Source organism: Mesorhizobium sp. M1423, assembly GCF_040317575.1.
Lineage (GTDB): Bacteria > Pseudomonadota > Alphaproteobacteria > Rhizobiales > Rhizobiaceae > Mesorhizobium.
The window spans coordinates 72,981-95,053 of sequence record NZ_JAMYKU010000004.1 but is presented as its reverse complement, the minus strand read 5'-3'; the positions used below and the strand labels follow the sequence as shown (position 1 = coordinate 95,053).

The following is a 22,073-nucleotide window of genomic DNA, read 5'->3' as shown; positions in this document are numbered from 1 at the left end:
ACGAACTATAGATTGAGCATGATGACCACCCAAATACCGTTGCTAAAAATGCTAGTGCGCCGCCTTATTGCCGACGCACTAGCAGCTTCGCCGATGACCATATCTGAGCTGGGCACGCATATTAACATGCCTGAGCAGAACATAGTCGCTGCTATCACCGAACTTCAGGGGGAGGGCTGGATCGCGGTTGATGAACGGAGCCTGTCGGACCGCAAGTTTCGGCTTGCGGCCGATGCCGTTTATGTACTCGGTGTGGACGTCGGCGGCACAAAAATCGCGGCCGCGCTGGCTGACGCCACCGGGCAGATTGTAGCGGAATTGAGCGAACCAACAGATCCACGCGGAAGCACCCATGTTTTCGACCAGATTTGCAGGCTTGCACAACAGATGACCCACTCGGCCACCTGCCGAAGAGGGCGAATTCGAAGCGTGGTCGCGGGCTTTCCGGGTGCCATCGATCCACAGACCCATCGCATTACGCTCGTGCCGAATATTCGTGGGTTGGATGGTCTCGATGTGCAGGAAGAACTGTCCAATCGTTTTAGCGGCGCGATTGCGCACGAGAATGACGTAAACCTTGCTGCGCTAGGTGAACTGGCAACCGGCTGCGCACAGGGCTGTACCAATGTTGCTTTTGTGGCGCTTGGGACAGGCACGGGACTGGGCCTGGTGGTTGATGGCCGGCTGGTGCGTGGCGCATCTGGAGGAGCCGGCGAAATCGCATATCTTCCCATCGGCGCGGATATCACTTCGCCCGAAGCGCTGCATGTTGGCGCGTTCGAGCATGATGCCGGCTCGGTCGCGATGCTCAAGCGCTATCGGGCCAAAGGAGATGCGAGTGTCAGCTCTGTGCGCGAAATATTTGATCGGCTGAACGGCGGAGATCCTGCCGCTGGCGAGGTTCTGAACGCGACGGCGTGTTCGGTCGCACTTGCTATTACCACTTTGCAAGCTGTTCTCGATCTCGATCTCTTCGTCTTGGGCGGGAGCATAGGTGCGCGGCCCGAATTGATTGAACGCGTGCGACTGCAGATCGGCAACGTTTTGGCCCGGCCGGTTAGAATCGTTGGGAGTGCCCTGGGCACCCGCGCGGGCCTGATTGGCGCTGTGTCGACCGCTACAGAGAATTTGCGTTGCCACGCTTTCGGGCCACCCGTTCAGCAAATGCTGGCCAGTACGAAGAACAACATCGTCGGCGATTGGTACGAAACGCAGCATCGCTCAGCACCTCAGCCGATCTTTGCATTGAAGTGACTGGAACCCGGCTGGCAAGCGCCGTCCAACCGGAACATTACCCTATGGCGCCAATTTACAGCAAAGGGGAATATTCATGTCAAAGCAATCGATCGCCCTGAGGGCCTTTTGTTTCCTCGCCAGCTTCGCCCTCGCTACGCCGCTACACGCTGAACTCAAGGCTACCAAAGGACCGAATGGCGAGGACGCAACGCCCGCCGATAGCATAACGCTGACTCCGGAACAGGAGGCGGCGATCAGAGCGGCTCACTATACCGCTGCGTTGGTTTGGCACGAATCCTCCGACTACTCAAAGGCAGCCAGTCAAGGCGCCATCGATGAATTTACCAAACTCGGAATTGAGGTCGTAGCGCAAACCGATGCTGGTTTTGACGCCGCCAAACAGAAGAGCGATATCGAGACGGTCATGGCCAAGAAGCCGAGCATTATCTTCTCGCAGGCGGTCGATCCGGCCACTGCTCCAGAAACCTACAAGATCGCGCATGATGCCGGTACGACGCTAGTCTTTGTCGACCAGCCGCCAAAAGGGTATGTGCATGGGGTGGATTACGTCGCGGTGGTGTCTGACGACCTTAGCAAGATGGGCAAGCGCGCTGGCGACGCCATGTGTGCCGCCATCGGGGGCAAGGGCAAGATTGCCTACGTCTATCACGACGCCGATTTTTTCGTTACCAACCAGCGCGATGGCGGCTTCAAGCAGACCATCATTGACGACTGCAAGGGCGCCGAAATCGTGGCCGAACAGGGTCTCGCCGACCCTACGCGCGCAGAGGATATTGCCAACGCGATAGTGGCGAAGAATCCCGACGTCGACGGCATTTACGTGACGTGGGCCTCACCGGCTGAAAGCGTGCTGGCTGCGCTGCGCAACGCTGGAAACTCGAAGACCAAAATTGTCACCATGGATCTCTCTGAACCTTTGGCTCTCGATATGAAGCATGGGGGCAACGTCGCTGCGATCGTTGCTGACCAAGCATATAGCATTGGTGCCACAGCCGCGAGGGCCGGTGCGCTTGGCCTGCTCGGCAAGAAGGTTCCACCATTCCTTGCCGTCGACAATCTTACGGTCACGAAGGACAATATCCCTGACGGATACCGCCAGTCGCTGCATCGCGAGCCACCGGCATCAATCCTGGCAAATTGACGCCAGGATATTGCTCGCCAGGGCCGACGGATCTCCCGCCGCGGTTTTCAGGCGAGCGGATCGCAGGCGGACACTGCAAGGCGGCGCAGAAGGCCGCCTGCGATCTACAATATACTAACCCGTGACATGCGTTGAGGCTCTCATGACAGCCATTTTCAAAACCATTCCGCCAAGCCGTTACGTGATCTATGTCGGCTTCCTATTGATCTTTGCGACTTTCGCCGTGCTGTTGCGAAACGATGGCTTCGCTACGTTATCGAATCTTTTCAACATAGCGCAACAGACTGCGCCGGTGACTGTCATGGCGATCGGCATGGTTTATGTGCTGACGGCCGGCGAAATCGACTTGTCAATCGGCTCCATTGTGGCGGTTTCAGCCCTTTTGGCGGCTGTCGTGCTCCGCGAATGGGCGTGGCCTGTGGCGGTGATCGCCGGCCTTGGCGCAGGCGCTGCCATTGGGGCGCTGAATGGCGCCCTCGTCGCTTACGGGCGACTGCCTTCCTTTCTGGTCACCTTGGCGACGATGGGCGTTTTCGCCGGTGTCGCGCGTCGGATGACCGACCTGCAATCAGTTCCGATCCAAAACGATTTCTTCAACGCATTCTTTGGCTCGGGTTCCCTGCTCGGTCTGCCTTCGCTCATACTGTGGACGTTGGTTGCAGTGGCGGTCGGCTATTTTGTCTATCGCGAAACTCGCTACGGCGCGCACCTCCACGCGGTTGGCGACAGCGCCCGCGCGGCACGCGCTACTGGCATCAAGGTGCTGCGCGTGCGCTTCAGCGTGCTGGTGTTGAGCGGGATGCTCGCGGCACTCGCCGGGTTGCTCTATGCGGGCCGCCTGCATGGCGCACGCTACACCCTGGGTGAGGCGGATCTGCTTACGGTTATCGCGGCGGTTATTGTCGGCGGCACGCGTCTCAACGGCGGCTCCGGCACCATCATCGGGGCGCTGATCGGCTCGTTGCTGATGGGGATACTGAACAACGGCCTGATCCTCATGGGATATCAGCCATCCGACCAAATGATTGCACGTGGCCTGATTATCCTGATTGCGGTGGCCACGACGCTACGTGAACCCAACCGCTGATCCGGAGGAATTCCGATGTTTCTGGACCTTATCCGTCGCCGAAATCCGGCGCTTGTGGAACAAGTTATCGAGCTCCATCAGAACGGGAAGCTTCCGGCCAATACTTATGTTGTCGACCTCGATGCCGTGGAGGCCAACACACGGCATATAGCTGGCATTGCCGCCAAATTCGGATTGAAGGCTTACGCGATGACCAAGCAGATCGGGCGCAACGCGTCGTACTGTAAGGCGATCATGCGCGGCGGCATTCCCAAATCAGTAGCCGTGGACATGGAGTGCGCGCGAGCCACGCATCGCGCTGGCATGGGCCTCGGGCATGTGGGCCATCTGGTGCAAGTGCCGCGGTTCGAAGCCGATGCCGCGGCGGCAATGCATCCCGAGAATTGGACGGTCTTCAGCTACGAAAAGGCGATCGAAGCGGGTGCGGCGTCCGCGAAAGTCGGGCGGACACAGTCCCTACTGGCTCGCATCGTCGCCGACGGCGATACCTTCTATCGGGGGCACGAAGGCGGCTTCCCTGCTGACAGTATCGTTGCAGTTGCCGACGCGTTTGACTCAGTTGCCGGCGCCCGCTTTGGCGGCATCGTCACCTTCCCCTCACAGCTCTTCGATCCGAAAAGCCGCAAGGTAAAGCCTACGCCGAACCTCGCGACTCTGCAGCGCGCCGCCGAGGCGCTCGCTAAGGCGGGTCGAAAAGACATCGAGATCAACACGCCTGGAACCACATCGGCGGAGATACTGCCCATGCTGGAGGAGGCAGGCGCGACCCAGATCGAGCCGGGCCATGGCTTGACAGGCACTACGCCACTCCACGCGACGGAGGACCTGCCGGAGCTGCCGGCAGTGATTTATCTCAGCGAAGTTTCTCATTTGATCGGTGGCGAGGCCTTCTGCTTCGGCGGTGGCCTCTACATCGATCCGGTATTTCCACACTATCAGGTCCGGGCCATCGTTTCGCGCGAGCCGACTGTATCGGATGCCGCGCTTGCGCCGGTTAACATCCCGGCCCCGGCCTCGATCGACTACTACGGGATGATCGACGCAACCGGTCGGGTAAAGCCACGCATAGGTGATAGCGTCGTCTTCGGCTTCCGTCCGCAGGCCTTTGTTACCCGCGCCTATATCGCCGGCGTCGCCGGCCTATCCACAGGTAAGCCGGTTGTCGAGACCATCCACGATGCACTCGGCCGCCCGACCAACTGGCCCATGTAAGGAGCGTCCCATGCCGGCCCTTTCTCTCCCTATTGCCACCTCCGACGACATCACGCCCGTCCTTTCGCTCCAGGGCATTCACAAAGCGTTCGGCGCCATCGTCGCGATTGAACGTTTCGACCTCGATATCTTCGCCGGCGAGGTCGTTGCTCTTGTTGGTGACAATGGCGCCGGCAAGTCCACGTTAGTCAAGATCATCGCTGGCTTTCATCCGCCCTCTGCCGGCCGCGTGATGATCGATGGATCCGAGGTAACGATGTCAGACCCGAGCGACTCCCAGGCGCTCGGAATACAGGTCGTCTACCAAGATCTGGCGCTCGCCGACAACCAGCCTGTCTACATGAACATGTTCCTCGGCAAAGAGTTGGTGAGAGGGCCGCTCCGGCGGCTCGACCGCAAGCGCATGGTGGCCGAGACGGAGACGCTTGTGAAGCAGCTTGACGTCCGCATTCCGTCCGCAAAAGCGACGATCCGCGATCTGTCCGGTGGCCAACGGCAAGGTGTGGCTATTGCGCGCGCTACACACTGGGCTACCAAGCTCGTGCTCATGGACGAGCCGACCGCAGCACTCGGTGTCGCCGAAACGGCCAAAGTCGAAAAAATCATCGAAACACTGAAGGCACGAAATCTGCCGATCTTGCTCATCAGCCACAGCCTCGACCAGGTCTTTCGCCTGTCAGACCGCATCTGCGTTCTCCGGCGCGGCAAGCAGATCGGTATCCGTGAAACGGTCAAAACAGACAAAAACGAAATAGTCTCGATGATAACCGGTCTTAGCAAATGACCAGAGCTTCTCTGCCGACCCAAATGGCTCTTGAGACCGCGGAAGCGCCAATGGTTGTGGAGCGGATGCTTCTGAAGAATGCCGACGCCGTCGCGGATTTTGTAAAACTCTTTCGTACACGCCGGCCATCTTACCTTGTGACTTGCGCGCGGGGCTCCTCGGACCACGCGGCATCGTATTTCAAGTATTTGGCGGAAATTGAACTTGGCGTTCCCGTTTGTTCGATGGGCGCTTCGGTCGTGTCGATTTACGCGGCTCGGCTCCTCCTGCGCGACACAATTCTGATAACCATATCCCAATCCGGCCGCAGCCCGGATATTCTCTCCGTTCAGACGCAGGCTCGGCGCGCCGGCGTGCCGACGGTCGCAATCACCAACGATGCGACGTCACCACTTGCCAAGGAGGCCGACATTTGCCTGCCCCTCCATGCGGGACCGGAATTGAGTGTGGCAGCGACGAAGACCTTTATAGCATCGGCGAGTCTGGCAGCCGCGATCGTTGCCGCGCTAGCGGAAAACACCCGGTTGAATAACGCAGTTCATTGCCTGCCTGACGCCCTAGCAAAGGCGCAACAACATCGCCGGACCGAAGTTGAGGACACCATTGCTGCTGCGGCTTCCCTCTATATTCTCGGGCGCGGCCCTTCGCTGCCGATGGCGCAGGAAATAGCATTAAAGCTCAAGGAGACCTGTGGCATCCACGCCGAAGCATATTCGGCGGCGGAAGTCATACATGGACCGATGGAACTGGTAACCGAGCGGTTCCCGATCTTGGTTCTTGCTCCAAAAGACGCCGCATTTTCGACGACGCTCGCAAATCTGGATCGGCTGAAGCACGCAGGAGCGAATATCCTTCTGCCGGTGTTCACCGAGACCGCGCATTCAGCACTTGATCCCATCTCACTGGTCCAGTCGTTTTATCTAAGCGCGGACCGTATTTCTGTTGCTCTCGGTCGAGACCCGGACAGGCCACGTCTGCTCGAGAAGGTGACCAGAACCGTCTGAAAACGGGCTGGTCCTCCGCCCTATTCCGACCAGCTAGTCAGCGGACACTCGCTCGCGGACTGTTCGGATGGGGTCACGACTGGGCTAAATTGTCCCCTGAGGCGGCCGCCCCTCTAACATCACGCAAGGGACGTCGCTGCCGCCTCGCTGAGGCGGATCAACCTGACCGGTCGAAGGATCAATGCACTAGACCCATATGTGACCAGCAAGATCGGCCAACCGATCGACGATCAGGTCGGGCTTGAAAGGAAAACGCGAAAGGTCAGCAGATGCGGTCACGCCCGTTAGGACAAGCACGGATCGCATCCCTGATTCTAGCCCGGCAAGGACATCAGTGTCCATTCGATCGCCGACCAAAACGGTTTGTTCGGCACCGACACCGAGTTTCTCGAGGACACATCGGGTCATAAAAGAATTGGGCTTGCCGATGAAATAAGGTTGCATTCCAGTAGCTGAGGTGATCACAGCTGCAACGGCCCCACAGGCGGGATGAAGTCCTGTTTCCGCCGGCGCTGTTGGGTCGGAATTCGTGGCGATGAATCGGGCGCCTGCAGAAATGAGCCGCGCACCAGCAGCGATCTCCTCATAGTGATATGAGGTAGCGTCTCCAAGAACGACATAATCGGGGGAGAATGCCGTGGTCCGGCAGCCGACGGCTTGGAGCGCGGAAGTTAGTCCTTGATCCCCAATGACATAAGCCGAGGCGCCCGGAATTTGCGTGCTGACAAACCGCGCGGTGGCCAGGGCAGAGGTATATATGTGGTGAGGCTCGACCGGAAAACCCATTCTGCGCAAACGGAACGCGTGATCCTCCGGCGTGTACTTGGAATTGTTGGTAAAGACCTGAAAAGTTCTCTTGTCTTCGACCAAAGCTCCGACAAAGTCGACTGAACCCTCGATCGGCACTCCACCACGCACAAGAACACCATCCATGTCCAACAAGTGTGCGATTTTCACCGCTGTCTCCATAACTAATCTGCCTAGGTTTTGATCGAGCGGGAGCAGAACCTCCCGTTACGATCGCATAAGCGCAGAGGCAATGTGTCCTGCAAAGCCGCTAGGTTCTGTGGGCGTATAGATGAGATGCTCTGACGTGCAGAAAGGCGTGGTAGATCCTAAGGCGGCATGGCCGGCGAGGTTGTTAGGCAGGCAAATCATAACCGAGGTTGAAGGGTGAACCCTTTGGAAGATCGGCAGCCTCGGCGGTTCCGTAACAACCGAGCGCAAATCGTGTTCCTCCCCCACGGTTGACATTCCTCCCTCAGCCGCCATGCTGCACTGCAACATGGCCATCGAGGAGTTCGGCATGACGGAAGACCGGTCATCGCGGATCGAGTGCCTGGACGGGCTTCGGGCGCTCGCCGCGATCTGGGTGCTCATCGGGCACTGCCTGCTGTTGACCGGCTGGCAGATTCCCATCCTCGGCGAACCGGACCTCGGCGTCGATCTGTTCATCATGCTGTCCGGCTTCCTGATGGTGTTCCACTACCAGCTGCGCCAGGACAAGGAGCCTTGGCAAAGGCCGGAGACCTGGCTGAAATTCTGGACCCGCCGCTATTTCAGGATCGCGCCGCTGTTCTACGTCATGCTGTTCGCTGCCCTGGCGCTTGGCCCCTATCTCTACCAGTCGAGGATGGTCATCGACGAGTTCCTGCTGAGGTCGCCGCAGGCGCCCGAGCGTTATCTCGACAGCGGCCTGAAGAATATTGGCGCCCATCTGCTGTTCCTGTTCGGCCTGGTGCCGAATTTCGCCTATCGCACGCCGCTGCCGGACTGGAGCCTCGGGCTGGAGATGCAGTTCTATGCGGTGTTTCCGGCGATCATGCTGCTGGTGCGCAGGCTTGACTGGGTATGGAGCGCCATTCTGGTCGCGGCCACCGGCAGCGCGATCGTGTTGTTGATGGGGCAATTGTCGGTGCATTTTCCGATGCCGTCGTTCCTGCCGCTGAAGATGCAGATTTTCCTGTGCGGGATGCTGCTGGCGGGCGTCGTCCATCAAAGGCAGAAGCGGCCTTTCGCGCATCTGGCGTTGGCCATGGCTCTGGCCGCGCTGCCCTTCGGCGGCGGCTACGGGCTGGGCAAGTTTTGGATGCGGGAAGCGCTCGTCGTGGGTTTCTTTGCCCTGGTTCTCTACCGGATGCTGCCGGGAATGATGGGCATCATGGCCAGAAAGATCGCCATGACGCTCGCCAACAGGTTCTTTCATCTGATGGGCGAGCTTTCCTTCAGCATCTATTTGATCCATCTGCTGGTTCTCCAGCCGGTCGCGGCCCTGGTCATCACCCAGTTCGGCCACGAATTATCGGCGCCGCTGCGCTTCGCGGTCGTCACTGTCGTCGTCTTGCCGGTGGTGTGCCTGCTGTCCTGGATCACCTACACGCTGATCGAGGTGCCAGGCCAGAAGATGGGCCGTTTCGTGGTGCAGCGTTTTGGGCGGAGCCCGGCCCTCGAGGCGGTCAAGCCCGGCGCATGACCAGCCGCCGGACGGGTTCTAGCTGCACCAGCGCCCTGTCATTGGGGCTGCGGGCCGACGTCGATCATGCTGGCCTTGTAGGTCAAGGGATGCGCCATCTTGATGGGGAACGCCGCCCACCAGCACTTCGCTGAACAGCGCGTCCCAATCGTTGGGTTCGGCCGGCGAACTCGCCACCGATGCCAAGCTGGCGCTGGCGAATTGGACTGCACGGCGTCGAGCGTCAAGCAGATGACGTTCATCGCTCTGAAGACGACGAGGCCTGACCCGCGAAGGAGCGGGCATCAGACGTCGCCCTTCTGGACGCTAGGTCGGCCAATGTGCGAATCCCAAGTTCACCCGGTGCGCCGCGCCAGAGTGATACGAGTTCGCCACAACATTCATGTTGCCCTTTTGGCCAATCGACGGCACCAAATAGTTACAAGAAAGGGCGATGCTGCCTTGTCTGAGCAAGGGAGGTAACTATGAACGTGAAGTACAAAACAGTTCAGGAAGTGCTCCGAAAAGCGGGCATTGTTATGAGCAAGAAGGGGGAAGTTCATCGCATAAACTTCTTCAGCGGTCTGGAGGACACCGCCTACTACACACCAAGTCTTCAGGATGCCCTGGACAAGGGCTTGGCTATGGCGGGAGGTGCCGGAAGGGTGAAAGCAAGCGTCTTTGCCAAGTCAGCCGAAACAGGGATCTCGACCGGCGCACGCATCGGCTGACTCAATCCAGGCAAGACATCGCCGCATTGCGCGGCGGTGTCGTGAAACTGCAATAACCGAAGCATTGCCGTCTTCCTTGCTCGAATGGAAAAAAGGCGGATCACGCAGCACGTGCCCACCCATTCCCTGACGGGCGGCTGGCATCGTGACGGCTCCATGCACAAAACGTGCGACGGTTCGCCAGGCCACAAATCACAAAAGGTCCCCGGCCGCCTTGAAGCGGCTTTTTGCCGTGGAGGCGCTATGCCCCGTTATCCCCGACCCACCAGGCAGACGGAGGCCTGAGCCATGGCCATCACCCCGCTCGACATCGCCAACATGGCGCTCGCCGTGCTCGACCAGGCCAATCGACAGCTTCGACCAGAGAGAGGTATGCCGACAGGCGGGTGAGGGGTGCCAGCATTTCTGAACTGCGCTGCCCCTCATCCCCAAAGCTTGGCGCGTTCTCCCGTAAAAGGGACGGGGAGGAGCGTTAACGCTCAATAATCACCGTTATAATAGCGGTCGTCACAGGGGGCGGTGTAGATGCGGCCGCTGTTGCGATCCTGATAACGACAAAGCTGTTCGCCGCGCGGCTGCGGCGTGGTGGCGTTGCCGACGACGGCGCCCAGCAAGGCGCCGGCTCCGGCACCGATGACCGTGCTCTTGGTGTTGCCGCCGATCGCCTGGCCGGCAAGCGCACCGGCGCCGGCGCCGAGCAGCGCACCGGTGCTGGTTCTCTGCTGTGCTTCGGTCTGCGCGCAGCCTGCCAATGCGGCGGTTACGAGCATGGCGGCAATGGCTCTGGACATGGTCATCGTCTGGTACTCCCTTGAAGTCTATGAACTAATACACGGGCCGATTTTGCCAAGTGCGGTGGCATTTGCGGCGGAACATAGGCACCGAGCCTCACGAAATAAGACATGGTTGTTTTAGTCTGACAGCTCGGTTTCGGAAAGAAATGTAACCGAACAAGACCACAGAGCTTCATCTCAAATCGACCTTCGAGGGGCTACGCTGCCTCGATCTGCATAACCTTTTTTGCCGCAGCGGTCAGAAATCCGGATCGGCTGTAGCCGTGGCGCTCTGCATATCGATCGATCTGATCGAGGATATCTTCCGGAATGGTGACATTGACGCGCACGACTTTCGCCGCTTCGGCTTTCAAGGGAACCAGGATGGCGACACCGCTCAGATTGTCCTTGTCCGACATCACTTCCTCCAGGGACGACGGCTCGGGAATTGCTTCGCCATCCTCGACCAGCCCCTCGACATGAAAGGCCAGTGCTTCCTCGGCCATGGCGCGGGCATCATCCAGATTGACGCCTGCTGTCACCAGGCCCGGAAAATCGGGGAACGAAACGCCGAAGTCGCTGTCCGCTTGCTTGTGGATCAGTCCGATGTAGTTCCGCATTTGCCTCCCTCAGCTTCACGCCGGATTGTTTTTCGATACTCTTGAGCGTGCCGATCGGGATGTCGCTCTTGGTTCCCATTCTGACGTGTCGCAAGTGCCTTCGTTTCGGCGTTGATGATCCCGAGCCGGGTTCTCGATGGCGGCGATCTCTGCCGGTGTGTCGGCTTCTATGGCGGGCGATGCCGATGAAGAGCTGCTCGCACCCACCGGTGACGAACATCTGGCAGGGTTTGTCGGGTATGTTCACCCGCTGTGCTGGACGCCCGGCGGCAGCGCTACGACCGTTCCAGCCCGGAGCTTCGAACCGCAGGCGAAGCGGTATGTGCTGCGCATCATCCGAAAGATAGTGCCGAAAAATGCTGCGGAAATCGAGGCTACTTCAAATCGGCCGAATGATCGGAGCCCGCCGTCGACGGCTGGTTGTGGGAGCGGACCGATTTGGCTCGGTCATTTTCTGAAATTCAGAAAGTATTTCGGGGAAACACTGTGCGAGATATCGGACGACGCGGGCGTTTTCCAACAATCGGGTGAGATAGCCGGTCGCCACCACGAGATCGAGGTGGTCAGATCCGTAGCTCTCTTCGATAAGGCGAACTTCTCGGTCCAAGTTGGCAGACTCGTTCTCCATCAAAGCCATCTGCGCGTCGCTAAGGCCATGTACCTTTTTCGGGTTCGATGTATCGACAAGTTGCGACTGCGGCGTGGCTCCGACCAACGACTTTGCGTAGTTGATCGAGAACTTGCTCATTGCAATCATCAATTGGGCTGCCTCAACCTGACGAACCGCAGCCAACTTTCGTAGCTCCGTAAAGGTATTCATAGGGACGAAGCGGTCCTCAAGCATTTCGATCACCTCTGGGCAAATGCCTTTCAGCAAGCGTTTTTTGAGCCTGATCTGATTGACGTTGACGTTCAGAGTTTTAGCGATGGTCTCTTCAGGAACTCCGTTATCGATGGCCTTCAGAATCATGAAATGTTCCTGAATCGTGGCCAGTCGGCTTACGCGTTTGTTATAGGTGAAGGCCTCGTCGTCGGTAGCGACCAGGCATTCGATCTCCATGATGCCCAGCTCGCGCAGAATTTCGATGCGCATGTGGCCGTCGATCAGGAGATATTTGCCTGGCGCGTCTTTGTCGCGTGCGACAACTGGCAATTCCACGAGGCCGATCTCGCGCACTGAAGATTGGACCTGTCGGTATTTTGTAGACGACTTGGCATCTGCAGAGAAAAGATGAAGAGGTACAATGTCCCCAAGCAAAAGGTGCGTTGTCGCGGGTTCAAACGCGTGCTTGATATTCGCAGTTTTAGATTGCTCTGATGTCACGCCGGCTCAACTTTGCTGATCCGGGCGGCCAAAGTCTTCGGTATGGTCCCTAACCCCTCCGCGGTCAGAACGTCGTGAAATGACTCTTCTGCCATGAGTTGTCGCAACGCGTGAGTGACAAACAGAAGGCGGTTTCGCGCCGCATCCGCTTTCCGGACCAGAATGCGTTTTCTGTCCGTATCTTCTTCATAAGCTTTGATCAAGGCGGCAGCGGAGAGTCTCCTCTGGCGCTGCGGCAGCGAGGTCTCCAGGCCTTTCCCGCGTCTGCGCCGATTCTCAATCAGTCGACGCGCCATCACCAATTTATGGCCACGTAGAGCGTTGCTCTCATAAGCATGCTGAAGGACCATTTGAACACCAAGGTCATCGGCGTTCGAAATGTCGACAGCCACCGCCAGCGGGATCTGACCGGACTCTACCGCACGCAGAAGACGCTTTTCGCCTTGCACCAGGAGCCGGGCGACTCCTCTGACATACTCGGCCGAAAGACCAATCTTTGCTGCAATCTCCACGTCGGTGTACTTGCTGGCCTTCAATCGGCTGATATCGCGCAGCAACTCGTAAGCGTTATGCTGGCGTCGGGCGCAATTTTCGACCAATCCCTTAACCAGAGCCTCTGCCCTCGTGGCTTCTATGACGAACGCCGGGATCTCGGCCTGACCGAGAACTTTGAAGGCTTCAAGACGCCCTTGGCCGCACACCAGGTCGTGGGTGAAGCTGCCTTGATCGACAGCTCTTTTCGTCACCGTAATTGGGCGCTTCAGGCCGACGCTCTCTATGCTGTCGACGATATCCTGGAAAGATTTCTTCCCGCGGGCGCGAGGGTTGGTGACCTTGATCGCGCCCACAAGAATCAGCGAGATAGGTTGGTTTACCATCGGGTTGCTGCATTGAGTCGGTTTCGTTCGGCCAAGGCAAACAGGGGATCTAGCGTTTTGAAGAAGAACGCGTTGAATCCCAATCTATTGTTTACAGCGATCATCAGAGGTTTTCCCTCGATCTCATTTCTCGGCGCAATCAGGTAGTCACGAACCGTGTCGTTGTCGGGATTCATGCGAATGGCTACCGCCACGTCTGGCACGATTCCACGTTCCACCGGGACAAACCAACGAAGATAGCCATATCGATTTTTACGGCAGCGAGCGATTGCAATGGAAACATTGAACTCGTCGTTGACCCGAAGCAGTCCTGGCCCGCTCTGGCGCACCGAAGATCCACCCGATCCATCGATTGTCACCATTGCCGCTCGAACGACTTCTTCCAACATTGCGCGAAGACGCTTGTTGGTATCAAAAAACCGGTAGTTCTTTGGGGGAGCATATCCAATCTGCTTGTAGGCCCTTAGCAGCGTGCCGAACCTGGCTCTGTAGCGGCTGCTGGGCGGGCAGTTGGCCGCGCTATCAATGATCGTGCCAGACAATGAGCCGCGGCTCTTGAGAAGGTCGGCCAAGGCGCTCAACATCTGATCTTCGCTCATTTTAGTCGAACGGGCGCTGGCTATCGCTCGAGCTCGTTCGAAAAGCTTGCGATCTACGATCGGCTCAAAAGCATCGTCTGCGCGCACCCAGTAGCTCGAATCATTCGTTACCCATTTTCGCTGGAGCTTGAAGGAGCGTCGATTCCAGACGTTGTTGCCGACATATTTTTCGTTGGCGATCACTTGATGAACGGTGAAGCGAGTCCACGGTCGATTCTGATCGGTTACTATTTCACGTGCGTTCAATGAGCGAGCAATCTCGAGCTCTGTTCGACCTGCTTTCACAAACTCGTCATAGATCCAGCGCACCGTCACAATTTCTTCAGGTGGCCCAGGCACGAGAATGACCCGGTCAGTTTGAAGGCTTTTGTACTCTTTGGCAGCTAGCGCCGTTTTTGTATGCCCGTGCTCATCAATGAGAAGCCGCCTAAGGCCGAGTCCGGGCGGCCCTCCTTGCCGGTATCCCATTTTGATCAGCCTGCACTGGCCGGCAAACACTTTGACCGAAAGCATACGGCTTAGTTCGGCTGCCATACTGCGTTTTATTGCTTTGAGGACATCCGACCCAACGCTGCCATCGTTCACGAACTGCTCGGCGCAATATTCAATTCGCACTCCAGCAACCCGGCACCGAAACTCGTAAGAAGCGCTTTCATCAGGGTTCTGGAAGCGCCCCCAGCGGCTTACGTCATAAACAATGACGGTTTCGAATTCAGCTCGCCCCGCTTCGACATCCGCCAAGAGCTGTTGAAGCCCCGCGCGGCCGCCAAGGTTCAATCCGCTGCGGCCAAGGTCCTGATATGTGGCCACGATCTCATAGTCCTTCGCGTCCGCAAATTTGCGGATGGCGTCCTTTTGATTCTCGATGGAGTAGCTTTGGCGCTCGGTCGACATTCGTACGTACTGAGCTGCGCGAAGTTTTTGCGCGTCAGCGGCCACTCGACGGGCCGTGGGTACCTTTTCCATTGTTGCCGCCAGATAGGCAAAGAGCACTCAGGACTTTGAACCAATTAGGTTAACATGCTGGCGCTGCAATCTGGTTAAACATTCATCGACATTTTGTGTCGAATGGGGCCTTGTTTGTCACAGTGCTCAAAGGCTGGCATTGGCGAGTTCGGTGGCGCTACTCGCCATCAACGCCCCAGAACCCTGTTGTAGAGAATATCGGGCATTCTATTGTGGTGATTTCATATGGGATGTTGGATGTCCTGCAGGGACGGCCATCACCCCTCATCACGGAGTCGCGACCGAATTCTGGTAATGGCTGGATGGATGCTCCTACCCAGGTGACGGCGGAAAAAACGCCGCTCTGTCGCTTTGAATAGGGCACTTCGAAAGACACGGAAAACAGGTCAGCGATCGGATGCCGTGGTTGGCTGAAGGCAGCTAGGCGCTCCCCTCCGTCTCGCTTTCCTCGTCGATCGTCCGAACCGGTAAATAGGCATTGGTTTCCAGCCATTCTCGCAAAATGATCTGAATAAGGTCTGGCCTGCCGATTTTCATCTCGGCTGCTACGGAATCGAGTGCATCTGCGGTCGCGGGCTCCAGCGGCACACCACCGACGTTTCGGAGCATCAAAGCAGCGCGACGCAGGAGGATCTGCAAATCCGCGCGAGACATGTCGGCTATGCGCTGAGCTGCGCTTTCGAGATCTTCAGCAACAGACTGGCGTGTCATTGGTATCACTCGGTGCATGGCATCCGGCCTTCGCCCTGCTGCTCAGTTGGATCGTGATTGGCCAAGGTTGCGGCTATCGTGGGTCGAAGGCAGTAAACAATCATTTTCCGCGCTTTTTGCAGAGGATGGCTGGCCTTCAGTATGCTCGTCGTCCTTCATTTGCGGTTGCCGGGCCGGTGCGTTTGGCCCGTCCGATGGCCAGAGCTACAGGGTCGCTTCGACTGATTGGACCTATTGCAGCAGTGCCGACTATGGGCACCATGGGCGGGTCGCCATCTTGTACTTTCCTGGTTTTTAGCTCGGCGATTTCCTCGTCACGCCTGGCAATGCGGCTTTCCAGATTGGCGAGACGCTCGGTCAACATATAGCGGCCGACCGCAAATCCGGCTCCTCCGAAAAGAACCGCAAAACTGGCAAAGGCGGCCGGGTTGGCCAGCATCAGCGCGGAGTTGGCTTCCAAAAAGCTGATAAGATCCTGCATGGTCAACTCTACCCCGTCATGCCGCAAATAAGCGAGCTGTTGTCACCGGCTGGCTCGGCCCTGGTTGGCATATTTGTCGCGAATCCTCCGGGCTCATTGCATCTCGAACATCCTGAGGCACTCGCCGTCATCATCATACCCGTCGGGCGGCATGGCGGCCGTTCCGATATCTATGGCTCATCCCAAGATTGGCGGCGTGTCGTCGTAACCGAGCTCTACCAGTCCAGGGTGCCGGTGAGCGAGGGCCAGAATTTGAGTCTCAAGCTCGCAGTTATACGCCATGAGCGCCTTTACGGTCTCAAGGGGACTGTCGTATCGGGCGATGAGCTTGACTGCCTCAGAATGGAGTTCGGCTTTCGCTTCAGCGTCCAGACGAATAATGCCCATTGTCGTTCCTCCTGATGTTTGCCCGACGCGGAGCCGAGAGTTCGTCAAGACGGTCTTGGAGATGCCCATTCAGCACAATCATCTCCTTCAGCGCCTTCACTACATCGCCCTTATGCAATGCAATGAACCTGTCGGCGATGGCCTGAAGGGCGGCCTCCTGGCGGCTGTCCAGCCTCACGATGTGGTCCATGGCGGTGCCTCCGATCCGTTCCTGTTGAAATTGAACAAAACGGGAACAAAAATGTCAAGAGCGAATTGACTCTGCGAGGAATGCCTTCCTATTTGTCAGTAGGCGGGGCGGTTGCTCACAAATCGAGGAGAGCCGCGATGGGCAGACGAAAAAGCCGGTTCGACAGGCTGTCGGCGAGAGATGCGGAGGCGATCATCAGGGATGCTCTGAGCCTGCGCCGGACGGTGCTGTCGTCGCAGCTGCATCTGAAGGCGCATGGCGAGCTGTTCTGGCAGCTTTGCGGGCTTGTCGAGAAATTGCACGAGGTGCTGGCCAGCGTAGCGGAGAAGGAGCCCGATTATCGGATGGCGGAGCTTGGCCTGCTTCCCCTCCCCGAGGATTACTCGACCCGGAAATGAGCCATGGCCGGGCCGATGGACAGCGTTGGGCGTGCCGCCAAGGCCAACATGCTGCTTATCGTGGAGTGCGGCCACTGCTACCACGTCGGGCGCTTCAGGGCCAACGATGTCGCCCAGGTGGTGGGCTGGAACAAACCGCTGGAAGCGATCAGGTTCAGGTGCAAGCGATGCAGCCGCAAGGACACGACGGTGAAGACGCAGTTCATCGACCAGGATCATCCGCCCAAGGGCTACATCTGGGTGCTGCAGAAATTCAAGCGCTAAAACAATGAGCCTTGCGCCGGCGCCTGCTGCGGAAACTTGATCTGCGTCGCCGGCTTGTCGACGATCACCAGCGCGTCATCGGGCGCCGTGCGCCGCAGGTGTCTTGCCTCCGACCATGGCGCGCTGAGCCAAGCCTCGGTTTCTTCCGGCGTGGTCAGGATCACCGGCATTGCCTTGTCGTGGATCGGCGCGATCAGCGCGTTGGGCCTGGTCGTCATGAAGCCATAGACCTGGTGCTCGGCGGGGCCGTCCTTGACCTTGCGAATGCCCTGCCAGCGCGTCCACAGGCCGGCAAAGAAGAACAGCGGGCGGTCCTCGCCGAGTGCAAACCAGAAGTTGCGCTGAATGCCGGTCTGGGGGTCCTTGTCGCCGGGCGTCGGGCTGGGCTCGGCGAAGCTGGTGACGGGCACCACGCAGCGGTTCTCGATGCCGAGATATTGCTGCCAGTGGCCGTATTGCGGATTGCGGATATTGGTGGTGCCGTAGTCGGCCTTGCCCTTCACCCGCTCCAGTGGCGTCGGCATGCCCCACAGCAGATTGGCCAATTCGCGTTTGCCGTCCAGCGCGTTGCGCACCACCGGGCCGGGCTGGTTGGGATAGATGTCGATGGAGGGTTCGAGATTGCCGAGGATATCGCGCAAGGCGCGGGTCCACTGGCGGATGGCCTCCTGGCTGATCGTGATGTTGTAGAGATTGCACATGGCCTCGAATGTGCCCCAATCGCTGCTGTGTCGCAACGTCCACGGGGCAATAGGCATGGCTTCCAAGTCCCCTGACATGGCCTCGCAGAAGTTTGGCAAAACTTGCTTTGGTGAGCTCACACAGGTCGCCCCTCTTGGCAGCGTTAGAATGCATCCGAGCGGTGTTGGCTGTCGCGATCTCTGACGAGAGCGGGCTTCGCCCGGCCCGACCTCTCGCGAGAATATCGCGCATTTAAGATGCGCGGAAAATTAAGATGCGCGGAAAATCTGGCCACCTGAGCGCCGACAGGAATTATCGCGCATTTGTAATGCGCGATAATTCCATGCCGCACCTTGTCGGACAGCAGCTCACCGCCGGGTCAGAATCGGGAATACTTTCGGTTGCTCGGGATCAGAAATCCGCCCTTTAGCAGCTCCAGGGCGTCGAGTGCCTCTTCTCCCTGCAAATTTGTCAGAGCTACCCCGTCTGTGAAGACAACCTCGTCGTCATCTATGTCATACACCTCCCAAAACCCGTTCGTGACTCTTCGGAGGGCGTGACGACGTTCCATCAGAAGATGCTAATTGAGTCGCGCGAAATGGAGGAAAAAATTTGAGAACGGGCGAAATTTGCAGTGGAAAACCTGGACGCACCGCGCGAGCTTGCCCTCAGAAGTCCACGCGCCATCTGCGCCTTGGCAGCTTCCCTCAGCGGGTCCGGTCATTGCCGTGGGTCCTGATGATGCCGAACGTGGTCTGGCGTCAGGCCATTCTGCTGGGCGAAACATTCCACCTCATGGACTTCGTGCGCTGATACGTGGGTGCGATCTCGAAGATCCAGCTTGCTGTGGTCGTCAGCCATCCTGGTGCTCCTTCAGCTTTGGATCAACGCACCGCTGGGCAGGCAACTTTCGTTGCCGAGCCGCGGAATCATCTCTGTGCCACCGCCAGGCGCCCCAAAGAAGCAGCCGGCGAATCCAGTGGGTCAAACATGGTGTGAGAAGACTGCGCGTCAAGCATCCTTCGCGGCGATCGCGGACGCGTGTGGCCCGGCACCCACCCGGCGGGGTGTCAGCAGGATGCCGGGCCTGACCGGCGGGGTTAGAGGGGCAGCGCCGGCTATCTAAATATGAGCTAATGCTAATGGAAGCGAAGCATGCGAACGAAGGACGCAAAGGCCAGTCGATGACGAATACGCCGAGCCTAGCCTGTCTTGTCGTGTAGGTTCGTTCTGCGCTGGTGTGGGCGGTATTTCTCGACCAGGCGGACATTGTCCAGATCAACTGTCACCAGCGGTCCAAGATCGATCGTCACTTGCTCCTCACCGATCCGGGTAACTTCTCCTCTAAGCTCGATCTGCTGGCCTCGCTTTACCTTCGAGGTGCTGTCCTTGATGGAATGCGGGAATTTGTAGCCCGGGATAGAAACACTTACGCGATCCTCCATAACCCGGCGCCGAACTGTAGCGGTTATTGCCACCTCATCTCCAATGCTGATCCGCGCCATGGAATGAGGGTGGAGCAGCCTTGGACGTGGTCAAGGTGTCGCTAATATACGCCACGATAAGCGCTTCATGAACCGACAGGTATGGAACCGCTGGCTGCTACTGCCCGTTGTTGTCAAATGACAAAGCACAAGAAATGGGATCAGCACGATGGACGGGCGCCAAAACAACACTCTTGAACTGTGCTGTCTCCTGGCCGTCCCGCTGTCACTGCTCCTAACGGTCCTATTGGCGGAATTCGTCTTGAGTTGACCACGACCAGCCTCAAAGTGAGTTGCTCCCGCATCATCGTATCGCCCGCCCAACGATCCTCGAGAACAGAGCGTCTTTCCGGCGCACATCATGGCGCTCCCATCCGTGCGTCAACTTTGGGCGTTTCTCGCTGAGTCATCTTGTCGGCGACAATCCAGCCGCGCTGGCAGGCGCACGATCTCTCAGCTCGTGCCTTCGCGACTGCCCGGCCAATCCCTTGTGCAGTTCGAAGATTGCCAGCTTCTGCGGATAAGTGAGCGGCACCTTGGCTTTACACCCGTCGCATATGAAGTGCGCGATCGTTCTTATCGCAGAGCCGTTCCTTATCCATCGGATGCGAGCAATTCGGACAGTCGAACGTGAGCGCAACATCAGACAAATTTTGGGCCAAAACCACTTCCACCTCCTGAGTGAGCCCTGTGGCTACACGCCAGCGAGTCTTGCTAGGCAACTCAGATGCCAAATCCGATTGTGCCAAAGCGGGACTAGTCGCCTCAGCCCTGCGGGCCGGGAGTATCAGGTTGGGCGCTAGGCTTTGCCCGACAGAGCCGCCCGGCTCGCACGTCACGCGATTGCACGTTGCGCCTCGACCCCGGGGTTCTTTCTAGGTGGCCGCGATGCGCCGCCTGTGGCTGGTGCAAGCTTGCCCGCGCCGGCGAACGATTGATGTGAGCTTTAGATTGTTGCCCAGGCTTTCGCGGCGTCATCCCACTGAGGTTTGCACTCGATGCGTGCTACATGAGCTGTGGTCTAGGCATTTGGCCCGGCGGGCATCCAGCCGGATTTGTTCGTGACCCAGGAGACACTCGGCATGAGCAACGTCGTAACGCTTCATGGTGACAAACGCTGGAAGGCGGTTCTAGTCTACGCGCACCAGAACGGCCCCATTGCGATCGAGCATTTTCTAGAAGAGATATCCGAGCTTAATAACGTCATTGAACACGGCCCGGACTGGAATACCCTGATCACGTGTACGGTGACAATCAACCGCACGGACGGTGGCGAGGAACAGAACAGCCAGGAAAAGGCGGCACGCCATGAACTTCGGTGAAATCGCGAACCCTCTTATCCGGGCTGCCGAGATCGAGGGCGCCAGCCATGTGCCCTCGAGCCGGCCGCTTCCCGTACGGCCCTGATCCGGGTGGCAATAGACGATTATCTCGACCGCCATCATCGGGAGCAGGTCGAGGATGGCTTCGGCCTGTGGGATAAGCGCAAGGTTGATGGGCTGGCTTATCAGGAGAAATTGCGCCGCGAATGGTAGGCGCGCTTTTCGACATCAACATTCTCATCGACTATCTGAACGCCGTCCCCCAGGCCCGCGAGGAAATCGAGCGCTTCGCAAGCCGTGCCGTCACTATCATCACCTGGACGAAGTGATGGTGGGCGCAAACGCCGATCTGGTCGAGCCGACCCAGCTGGTCGAAGCCTCTGAAATGCAGCCGGACTCTATACCATCCTGATCTCAGGGGGGGCAGACCGGAGGCCGCCATGCTCAAATGGACATGTTCGTGCCTAGCGGCGGCTCGCCGGTGTACCGGACTCCGAGGAATGTTACTTCAGCAGTTTGATCAGCACGGTGAAAGCCGCGTCGATGTCGGCGCGAACCGCCGCCCGGACCGCTTCCGCATTGCGGTCCCGCAGCGCTGCAAACATCTGCTGATGGTGCTGATTGGCGGTCGAATAATTTCCAGAATCGTGCAGCATGTTGAAATAGGGGCTGATCTGCAGCCACAGGTTCTCGATGATGCTGAGCATGTTTTCCGAGCCCGCGGCCCGATAGATGGAAAAGTGAAAGGCGTAATTGGCCCTGAGATAGGATTTGACGTCGCCGGCGGCATTGGCCTGCTCGAGTGCCTCCAGATGCTGGCCCAGCAGCATCACGCCCTGATCGTCAATGCGTTCTGCGGCCCATGCGGCGGCGATCGCCTCGACTTCGAACCTGACGTTCCTGAGATCGATAAGCCGCGCACGACTTAATGCCGGGATACCGATCGAACGGCCCGAAACCACCATCAAGGCGTTGGCGGCACTCAGACGCCGCAGAGCCTCGCGAACCGGCATCGGGCTGACGCCGAAAGCGTCTGCGAGGCTCTGCACCGTCACCATTTCACCTGGAACGATGCTGCCGTCGAGGATCAGCTCTGTAACGTGCCGGTAAACCCTGTCCTGCAGGGTTTCCCTGGACAGCGGCGTGATCTCGACGCCCGGCTTCCTGAATGCTGCCCCAGCCATTTCTGCCAACCTTCCCCCATTCGGGCGGCGCTCTTGTCATACCCGGCGCCTGAGCCCGGAATGCAAGGTTCGAATTGCCGCGTCAAGCGCCCGCGTGTCCAGCTTTGCCTCTCAGCCATTTCATCATTGATCTTTGATCAAAT

General features: G+C 58.3%; 25 protein-coding genes. 13 read left to right on the top strand and 12 right to left on the bottom strand.

Going from position 1 to position 22,073, the window contains the following annotated elements:
* Nucleotides 1–18: 18 nt before the first annotated feature.
* The 6 genes from NKG95_RS07015 to NKG95_RS06990 all read left to right on the top strand — a co-directional run bounded on the left by NKG95_RS07015 (nt 19) and on the right by NKG95_RS06990 (nt 6,485).
* Nucleotides 19–1,254: an ROK family protein gene (locus NKG95_RS07015; RefSeq protein ID WP_353040293.1), complete on the top strand. Its 1,236-nt coding sequence runs from the start codon at nt 19–21 to the stop codon at nt 1,252–1,254.
* A gap of 76 nt (nt 1,255–1,330) precedes the next feature.
* Nucleotides 1,331–2,398, top strand: coding sequence for a substrate-binding domain-containing protein (locus NKG95_RS07010; protein ID WP_353040292.1), 1,068 nt, complete (start codon nt 1,331–1,333; stop codon nt 2,396–2,398).
* A 142-nt stretch (nt 2,399–2,540) separates the two neighbouring features.
* Nucleotides 2,541–3,485, top strand: a complete 945-nt coding sequence (locus NKG95_RS07005) for an ABC transporter permease (protein ID WP_353040291.1) — start codon at nt 2,541–2,543, stop codon at nt 3,483–3,485.
* Nucleotides 3,486–3,500: 15 nt separating this feature from the next.
* Entirely contained in the window at nt 3,501–4,697 is a 1,197-nt protein-coding gene (locus tag NKG95_RS07000; protein ID WP_353040290.1) for an alanine racemase, read from the top strand.
* 10 nt (nt 4,698–4,707) lie between these two features.
* Nucleotides 4,708–5,481 carry an ATP-binding cassette domain-containing protein gene (locus NKG95_RS06995; protein WP_353040289.1) on the top strand — a complete coding sequence of 258 codons (774 nt, stop codon included), beginning with the start codon at nt 4,708–4,710 and terminating at the stop codon, nt 5,479–5,481.
* Between the two features lie 23 nt (nt 5,482–5,504).
* Complete coding sequence (locus NKG95_RS06990) at nt 5,505–6,485, top strand: SIS domain-containing protein (RefSeq protein WP_353040288.1); 981 nt, start codon at nt 5,505–5,507, stop codon at nt 6,483–6,485.
* A 186-nt stretch (nt 6,486–6,671) separates the two neighbouring features.
* On the opposite strand, the gene NKG95_RS06985 is transcribed toward NKG95_RS06990, so the two are convergent.
* Entirely contained in the window at nt 6,672–7,442 is a 771-nt protein-coding gene (locus tag NKG95_RS06985; RefSeq protein WP_353040287.1) for an HAD-IIA family hydrolase, read from the bottom strand.
* A gap of 349 nt (nt 7,443–7,791) precedes the next feature.
* Here NKG95_RS06985 and NKG95_RS06980 point away from each other — a divergent pair, with 349 nt between their 5' ends.
* Nucleotides 7,792–8,958 carry an acyltransferase family protein gene (locus tag NKG95_RS06980; RefSeq protein WP_353040286.1) on the top strand — a complete coding sequence of 389 codons (1,167 nt, stop codon included), beginning with the start codon at nt 7,792–7,794 and terminating at the stop codon, nt 8,956–8,958.
* A gap of 464 nt (nt 8,959–9,422) precedes the next feature.
* Nucleotides 9,423–9,668 (top strand): hypothetical protein, encoded by a 246-nt coding sequence (locus NKG95_RS06975; RefSeq protein ID WP_352861874.1) that lies wholly within the window; start codon nt 9,423–9,425, stop codon nt 9,666–9,668.
* Nucleotides 9,669–10,147: 479 nt separating this feature from the next.
* On the opposite strand, the gene NKG95_RS06970 is transcribed toward NKG95_RS06975, so the two are convergent.
* From NKG95_RS06970 to NKG95_RS06935, 8 genes are all read right to left on the bottom strand, one after another.
* Nucleotides 10,148–10,465 carry a YMGG-like glycine zipper-containing protein gene (locus tag NKG95_RS06970; protein ID WP_353040285.1) on the bottom strand — a complete coding sequence of 106 codons (318 nt, stop codon included), beginning with the start codon at nt 10,463–10,465 and terminating at the stop codon, nt 10,148–10,150.
* Between the two features lie 194 nt (nt 10,466–10,659).
* Nucleotides 10,660–11,061, bottom strand: coding sequence for a type II toxin-antitoxin system HicB family antitoxin (locus NKG95_RS06965; RefSeq protein ID WP_023718152.1), 402 nt, complete (start codon nt 11,059–11,061; stop codon nt 10,660–10,662).
* Nucleotides 11,062–11,440: 379 nt separating this feature from the next.
* Nucleotides 11,441–12,238, bottom strand: a complete 798-nt coding sequence (locus tag NKG95_RS06960; protein WP_502913925.1) for a plasmid partitioning protein RepB C-terminal domain-containing protein — start codon at nt 12,236–12,238, stop codon at nt 11,441–11,443.
* A 143-nt stretch (nt 12,239–12,381) separates the two neighbouring features.
* Nucleotides 12,382–13,263 (bottom strand): ParB/RepB/Spo0J family partition protein, encoded by an 882-nt coding sequence (locus NKG95_RS06955; protein ID WP_353040283.1) that lies wholly within the window; start codon nt 13,261–13,263, stop codon nt 12,382–12,384.
* Nucleotides 13,257–14,828 (bottom strand): recombinase family protein, encoded by a 1,572-nt coding sequence (locus tag NKG95_RS06950; protein WP_353040282.1) that lies wholly within the window; start codon nt 14,826–14,828, stop codon nt 13,257–13,259. Before NKG95_RS06950 ends, NKG95_RS06955 begins: the two co-directional genes overlap by 7 nt.
* A 420-nt stretch (nt 14,829–15,248) precedes the next feature.
* Nucleotides 15,249–15,539 (bottom strand): hypothetical protein, encoded by a 291-nt coding sequence (locus tag NKG95_RS06945; RefSeq protein WP_353040281.1) that lies wholly within the window; start codon nt 15,537–15,539, stop codon nt 15,249–15,251.
* 136 nt (nt 15,540–15,675) lie between these two features.
* A complete protein-coding gene (locus tag NKG95_RS06940; protein WP_353040280.1) occupies nt 15,676–16,020 on the bottom strand; it encodes a hypothetical protein in 345 nt (114 codons plus the stop codon).
* 361 nt (nt 16,021–16,381) lie between these two features.
* The gene (locus NKG95_RS06935) at nt 16,382–16,597 is read right to left on the bottom strand and encodes a hypothetical protein (protein WP_353040279.1); all 216 of its coding nucleotides are present in this window, start codon (nt 16,595–16,597) and stop codon (nt 16,382–16,384) included.
* Nucleotides 16,598–16,734: 137 nt separating this feature from the next.
* On the opposite strand from NKG95_RS06935, the gene NKG95_RS06930 reads away from it, so the two are divergent.
* Both NKG95_RS06930 and NKG95_RS06925 read left to right on the top strand, forming a co-directional pair.
* Nucleotides 16,735–16,995 (top strand): hypothetical protein, encoded by a 261-nt coding sequence (locus NKG95_RS06930; protein WP_254819421.1) that lies wholly within the window; start codon nt 16,735–16,737, stop codon nt 16,993–16,995.
* 3 nt (nt 16,996–16,998) lie between these two features.
* Nucleotides 16,999–17,259 carry a hypothetical protein gene (locus tag NKG95_RS06925; RefSeq protein WP_023677293.1) on the top strand — a complete coding sequence of 87 codons (261 nt, stop codon included), beginning with the start codon at nt 16,999–17,001 and terminating at the stop codon, nt 17,257–17,259.
* Here NKG95_RS06925 and NKG95_RS06920 read toward each other — a convergent pair.
* Nucleotides 17,256–17,960, bottom strand: a complete 705-nt coding sequence (locus NKG95_RS06920; protein ID WP_353040379.1) for an SOS response-associated peptidase — start codon at nt 17,958–17,960, stop codon at nt 17,256–17,258. The two genes, NKG95_RS06925 and NKG95_RS06920, sit on opposite strands and share 4 nt — an antisense overlap.
* 1,182 nt (nt 17,961–19,142) lie before the next feature.
* Complete coding sequence (locus NKG95_RS06915; protein WP_353040278.1) at nt 19,143–19,385, bottom strand: hypothetical protein; 243 nt, start codon at nt 19,383–19,385, stop codon at nt 19,143–19,145.
* A 1,121-nt stretch (nt 19,386–20,506) separates the two neighbouring features.
* On the opposite strand from NKG95_RS06915, the gene NKG95_RS06910 reads away from it, so the two are divergent.
* The 3 genes from NKG95_RS06910 (at nt 20,507) to NKG95_RS06900 (ending at nt 21,075) form a co-directional block, all read left to right on the top strand.
* Nucleotides 20,507–20,746 (top strand): hypothetical protein, encoded by a 240-nt coding sequence (locus NKG95_RS06910; RefSeq protein WP_353040277.1) that lies wholly within the window; start codon nt 20,507–20,509, stop codon nt 20,744–20,746.
* 90 nt (nt 20,747–20,836) lie between these two features.
* Nucleotides 20,837–20,959, top strand: coding sequence for a hypothetical protein (locus NKG95_RS06905; RefSeq protein WP_353040276.1), 123 nt, complete (start codon nt 20,837–20,839; stop codon nt 20,957–20,959).
* Complete coding sequence (locus NKG95_RS06900; protein ID WP_353040275.1) at nt 20,953–21,075, top strand: PIN domain-containing protein; 123 nt, start codon at nt 20,953–20,955, stop codon at nt 21,073–21,075. Before NKG95_RS06905 ends, NKG95_RS06900 begins: the two co-directional genes overlap by 7 nt.
* 174 nt (nt 21,076–21,249) lie before the next feature.
* Here the strand turns inward: NKG95_RS06900 and NKG95_RS06895 are convergent, their stop codons facing one another.
* On the bottom strand, nt 21,250–21,930 hold the full coding sequence (locus NKG95_RS06895; RefSeq protein ID WP_353040274.1) for a GntR family transcriptional regulator: 681 nt from the start codon (nt 21,928–21,930) through the stop codon (nt 21,250–21,252).
* Between the last annotated feature and the right edge of the window lie 143 nt (nt 21,931–22,073).

Coding starts and splice junctions, on each gene's coding strand:
- NKG95_RS07015 (WP_353040293.1), top strand. CDS start 19: ATGATGACCACCCAAATACCGTTGCTAAAAATGCTAGTGCGCCGCCTT.
- NKG95_RS07010 (WP_353040292.1), top strand. CDS start 1,331: ATGTCAAAGCAATCGATCGCCCTGAGGGCCTTTTGTTTCCTCGCCAGC.
- NKG95_RS07005 (WP_353040291.1), top strand. CDS start 2,541: ATGACAGCCATTTTCAAAACCATTCCGCCAAGCCGTTACGTGATCTAT.
- NKG95_RS07000 (WP_353040290.1), top strand. CDS start 3,501: ATGTTTCTGGACCTTATCCGTCGCCGAAATCCGGCGCTTGTGGAACAA.
- NKG95_RS06995 (WP_353040289.1), top strand. CDS start 4,708: ATGCCGGCCCTTTCTCTCCCTATTGCCACCTCCGACGACATCACGCCC.
- NKG95_RS06990 (WP_353040288.1), top strand. CDS start 5,505: ATGGCTCTTGAGACCGCGGAAGCGCCAATGGTTGTGGAGCGGATGCTT.
- NKG95_RS06980 (WP_353040286.1), top strand. CDS start 7,792: ATGACGGAAGACCGGTCATCGCGGATCGAGTGCCTGGACGGGCTTCGG.
- NKG95_RS06975 (WP_352861874.1), top strand. CDS start 9,423: ATGAACGTGAAGTACAAAACAGTTCAGGAAGTGCTCCGAAAAGCGGGC.
- NKG95_RS06970 (WP_353040285.1), bottom strand. CDS start 10,465: ATGACCATGTCCAGAGCCATTGCCGCCATGCTCGTAACCGCCGCATTG.
- NKG95_RS06965 (WP_023718152.1), bottom strand. CDS start 11,061: ATGCGGAACTACATCGGACTGATCCACAAGCAAGCGGACAGCGACTTC.
- NKG95_RS06955 (WP_353040283.1), bottom strand. CDS start 13,263: ATGGTAAACCAACCTATCTCGCTGATTCTTGTGGGCGCGATCAAGGTC.
- NKG95_RS06950 (WP_353040282.1), bottom strand. CDS start 14,828: ATGGAAAAGGTACCCACGGCCCGTCGAGTGGCCGCTGACGCGCAAAAA.
- NKG95_RS06945 (WP_353040281.1), bottom strand. CDS start 15,539: ATGACACGCCAGTCTGTTGCTGAAGATCTCGAAAGCGCAGCTCAGCGC.
- NKG95_RS06940 (WP_353040280.1), bottom strand. CDS start 16,020: ATGCAGGATCTTATCAGCTTTTTGGAAGCCAACTCCGCGCTGATGCTG.
- NKG95_RS06935 (WP_353040279.1), bottom strand. CDS start 16,597: ATGGACCACATCGTGAGGCTGGACAGCCGCCAGGAGGCCGCCCTTCAG.
- NKG95_RS06930 (WP_254819421.1), top strand. CDS start 16,735: ATGGGCAGACGAAAAAGCCGGTTCGACAGGCTGTCGGCGAGAGATGCG.
- NKG95_RS06925 (WP_023677293.1), top strand. CDS start 16,999: ATGGCCGGGCCGATGGACAGCGTTGGGCGTGCCGCCAAGGCCAACATG.
- NKG95_RS06920 (WP_353040379.1), bottom strand. CDS start 17,960: ATGTGCAATCTCTACAACATCACGATCAGCCAGGAGGCCATCCGCCAG.
- NKG95_RS06915 (WP_353040278.1), bottom strand. CDS start 19,385: ATGGAGGATCGCGTAAGTGTTTCTATCCCGGGCTACAAATTCCCGCAT.
- NKG95_RS06910 (WP_353040277.1), top strand. CDS start 20,507: ATGAGCAACGTCGTAACGCTTCATGGTGACAAACGCTGGAAGGCGGTT.
- NKG95_RS06900 (WP_353040275.1), top strand. CDS start 20,953: ATGGTAGGCGCGCTTTTCGACATCAACATTCTCATCGACTATCTGAAC.
- NKG95_RS06895 (WP_353040274.1), bottom strand. CDS start 21,930: ATGGCTGGGGCAGCATTCAGGAAGCCGGGCGTCGAGATCACGCCGCTG.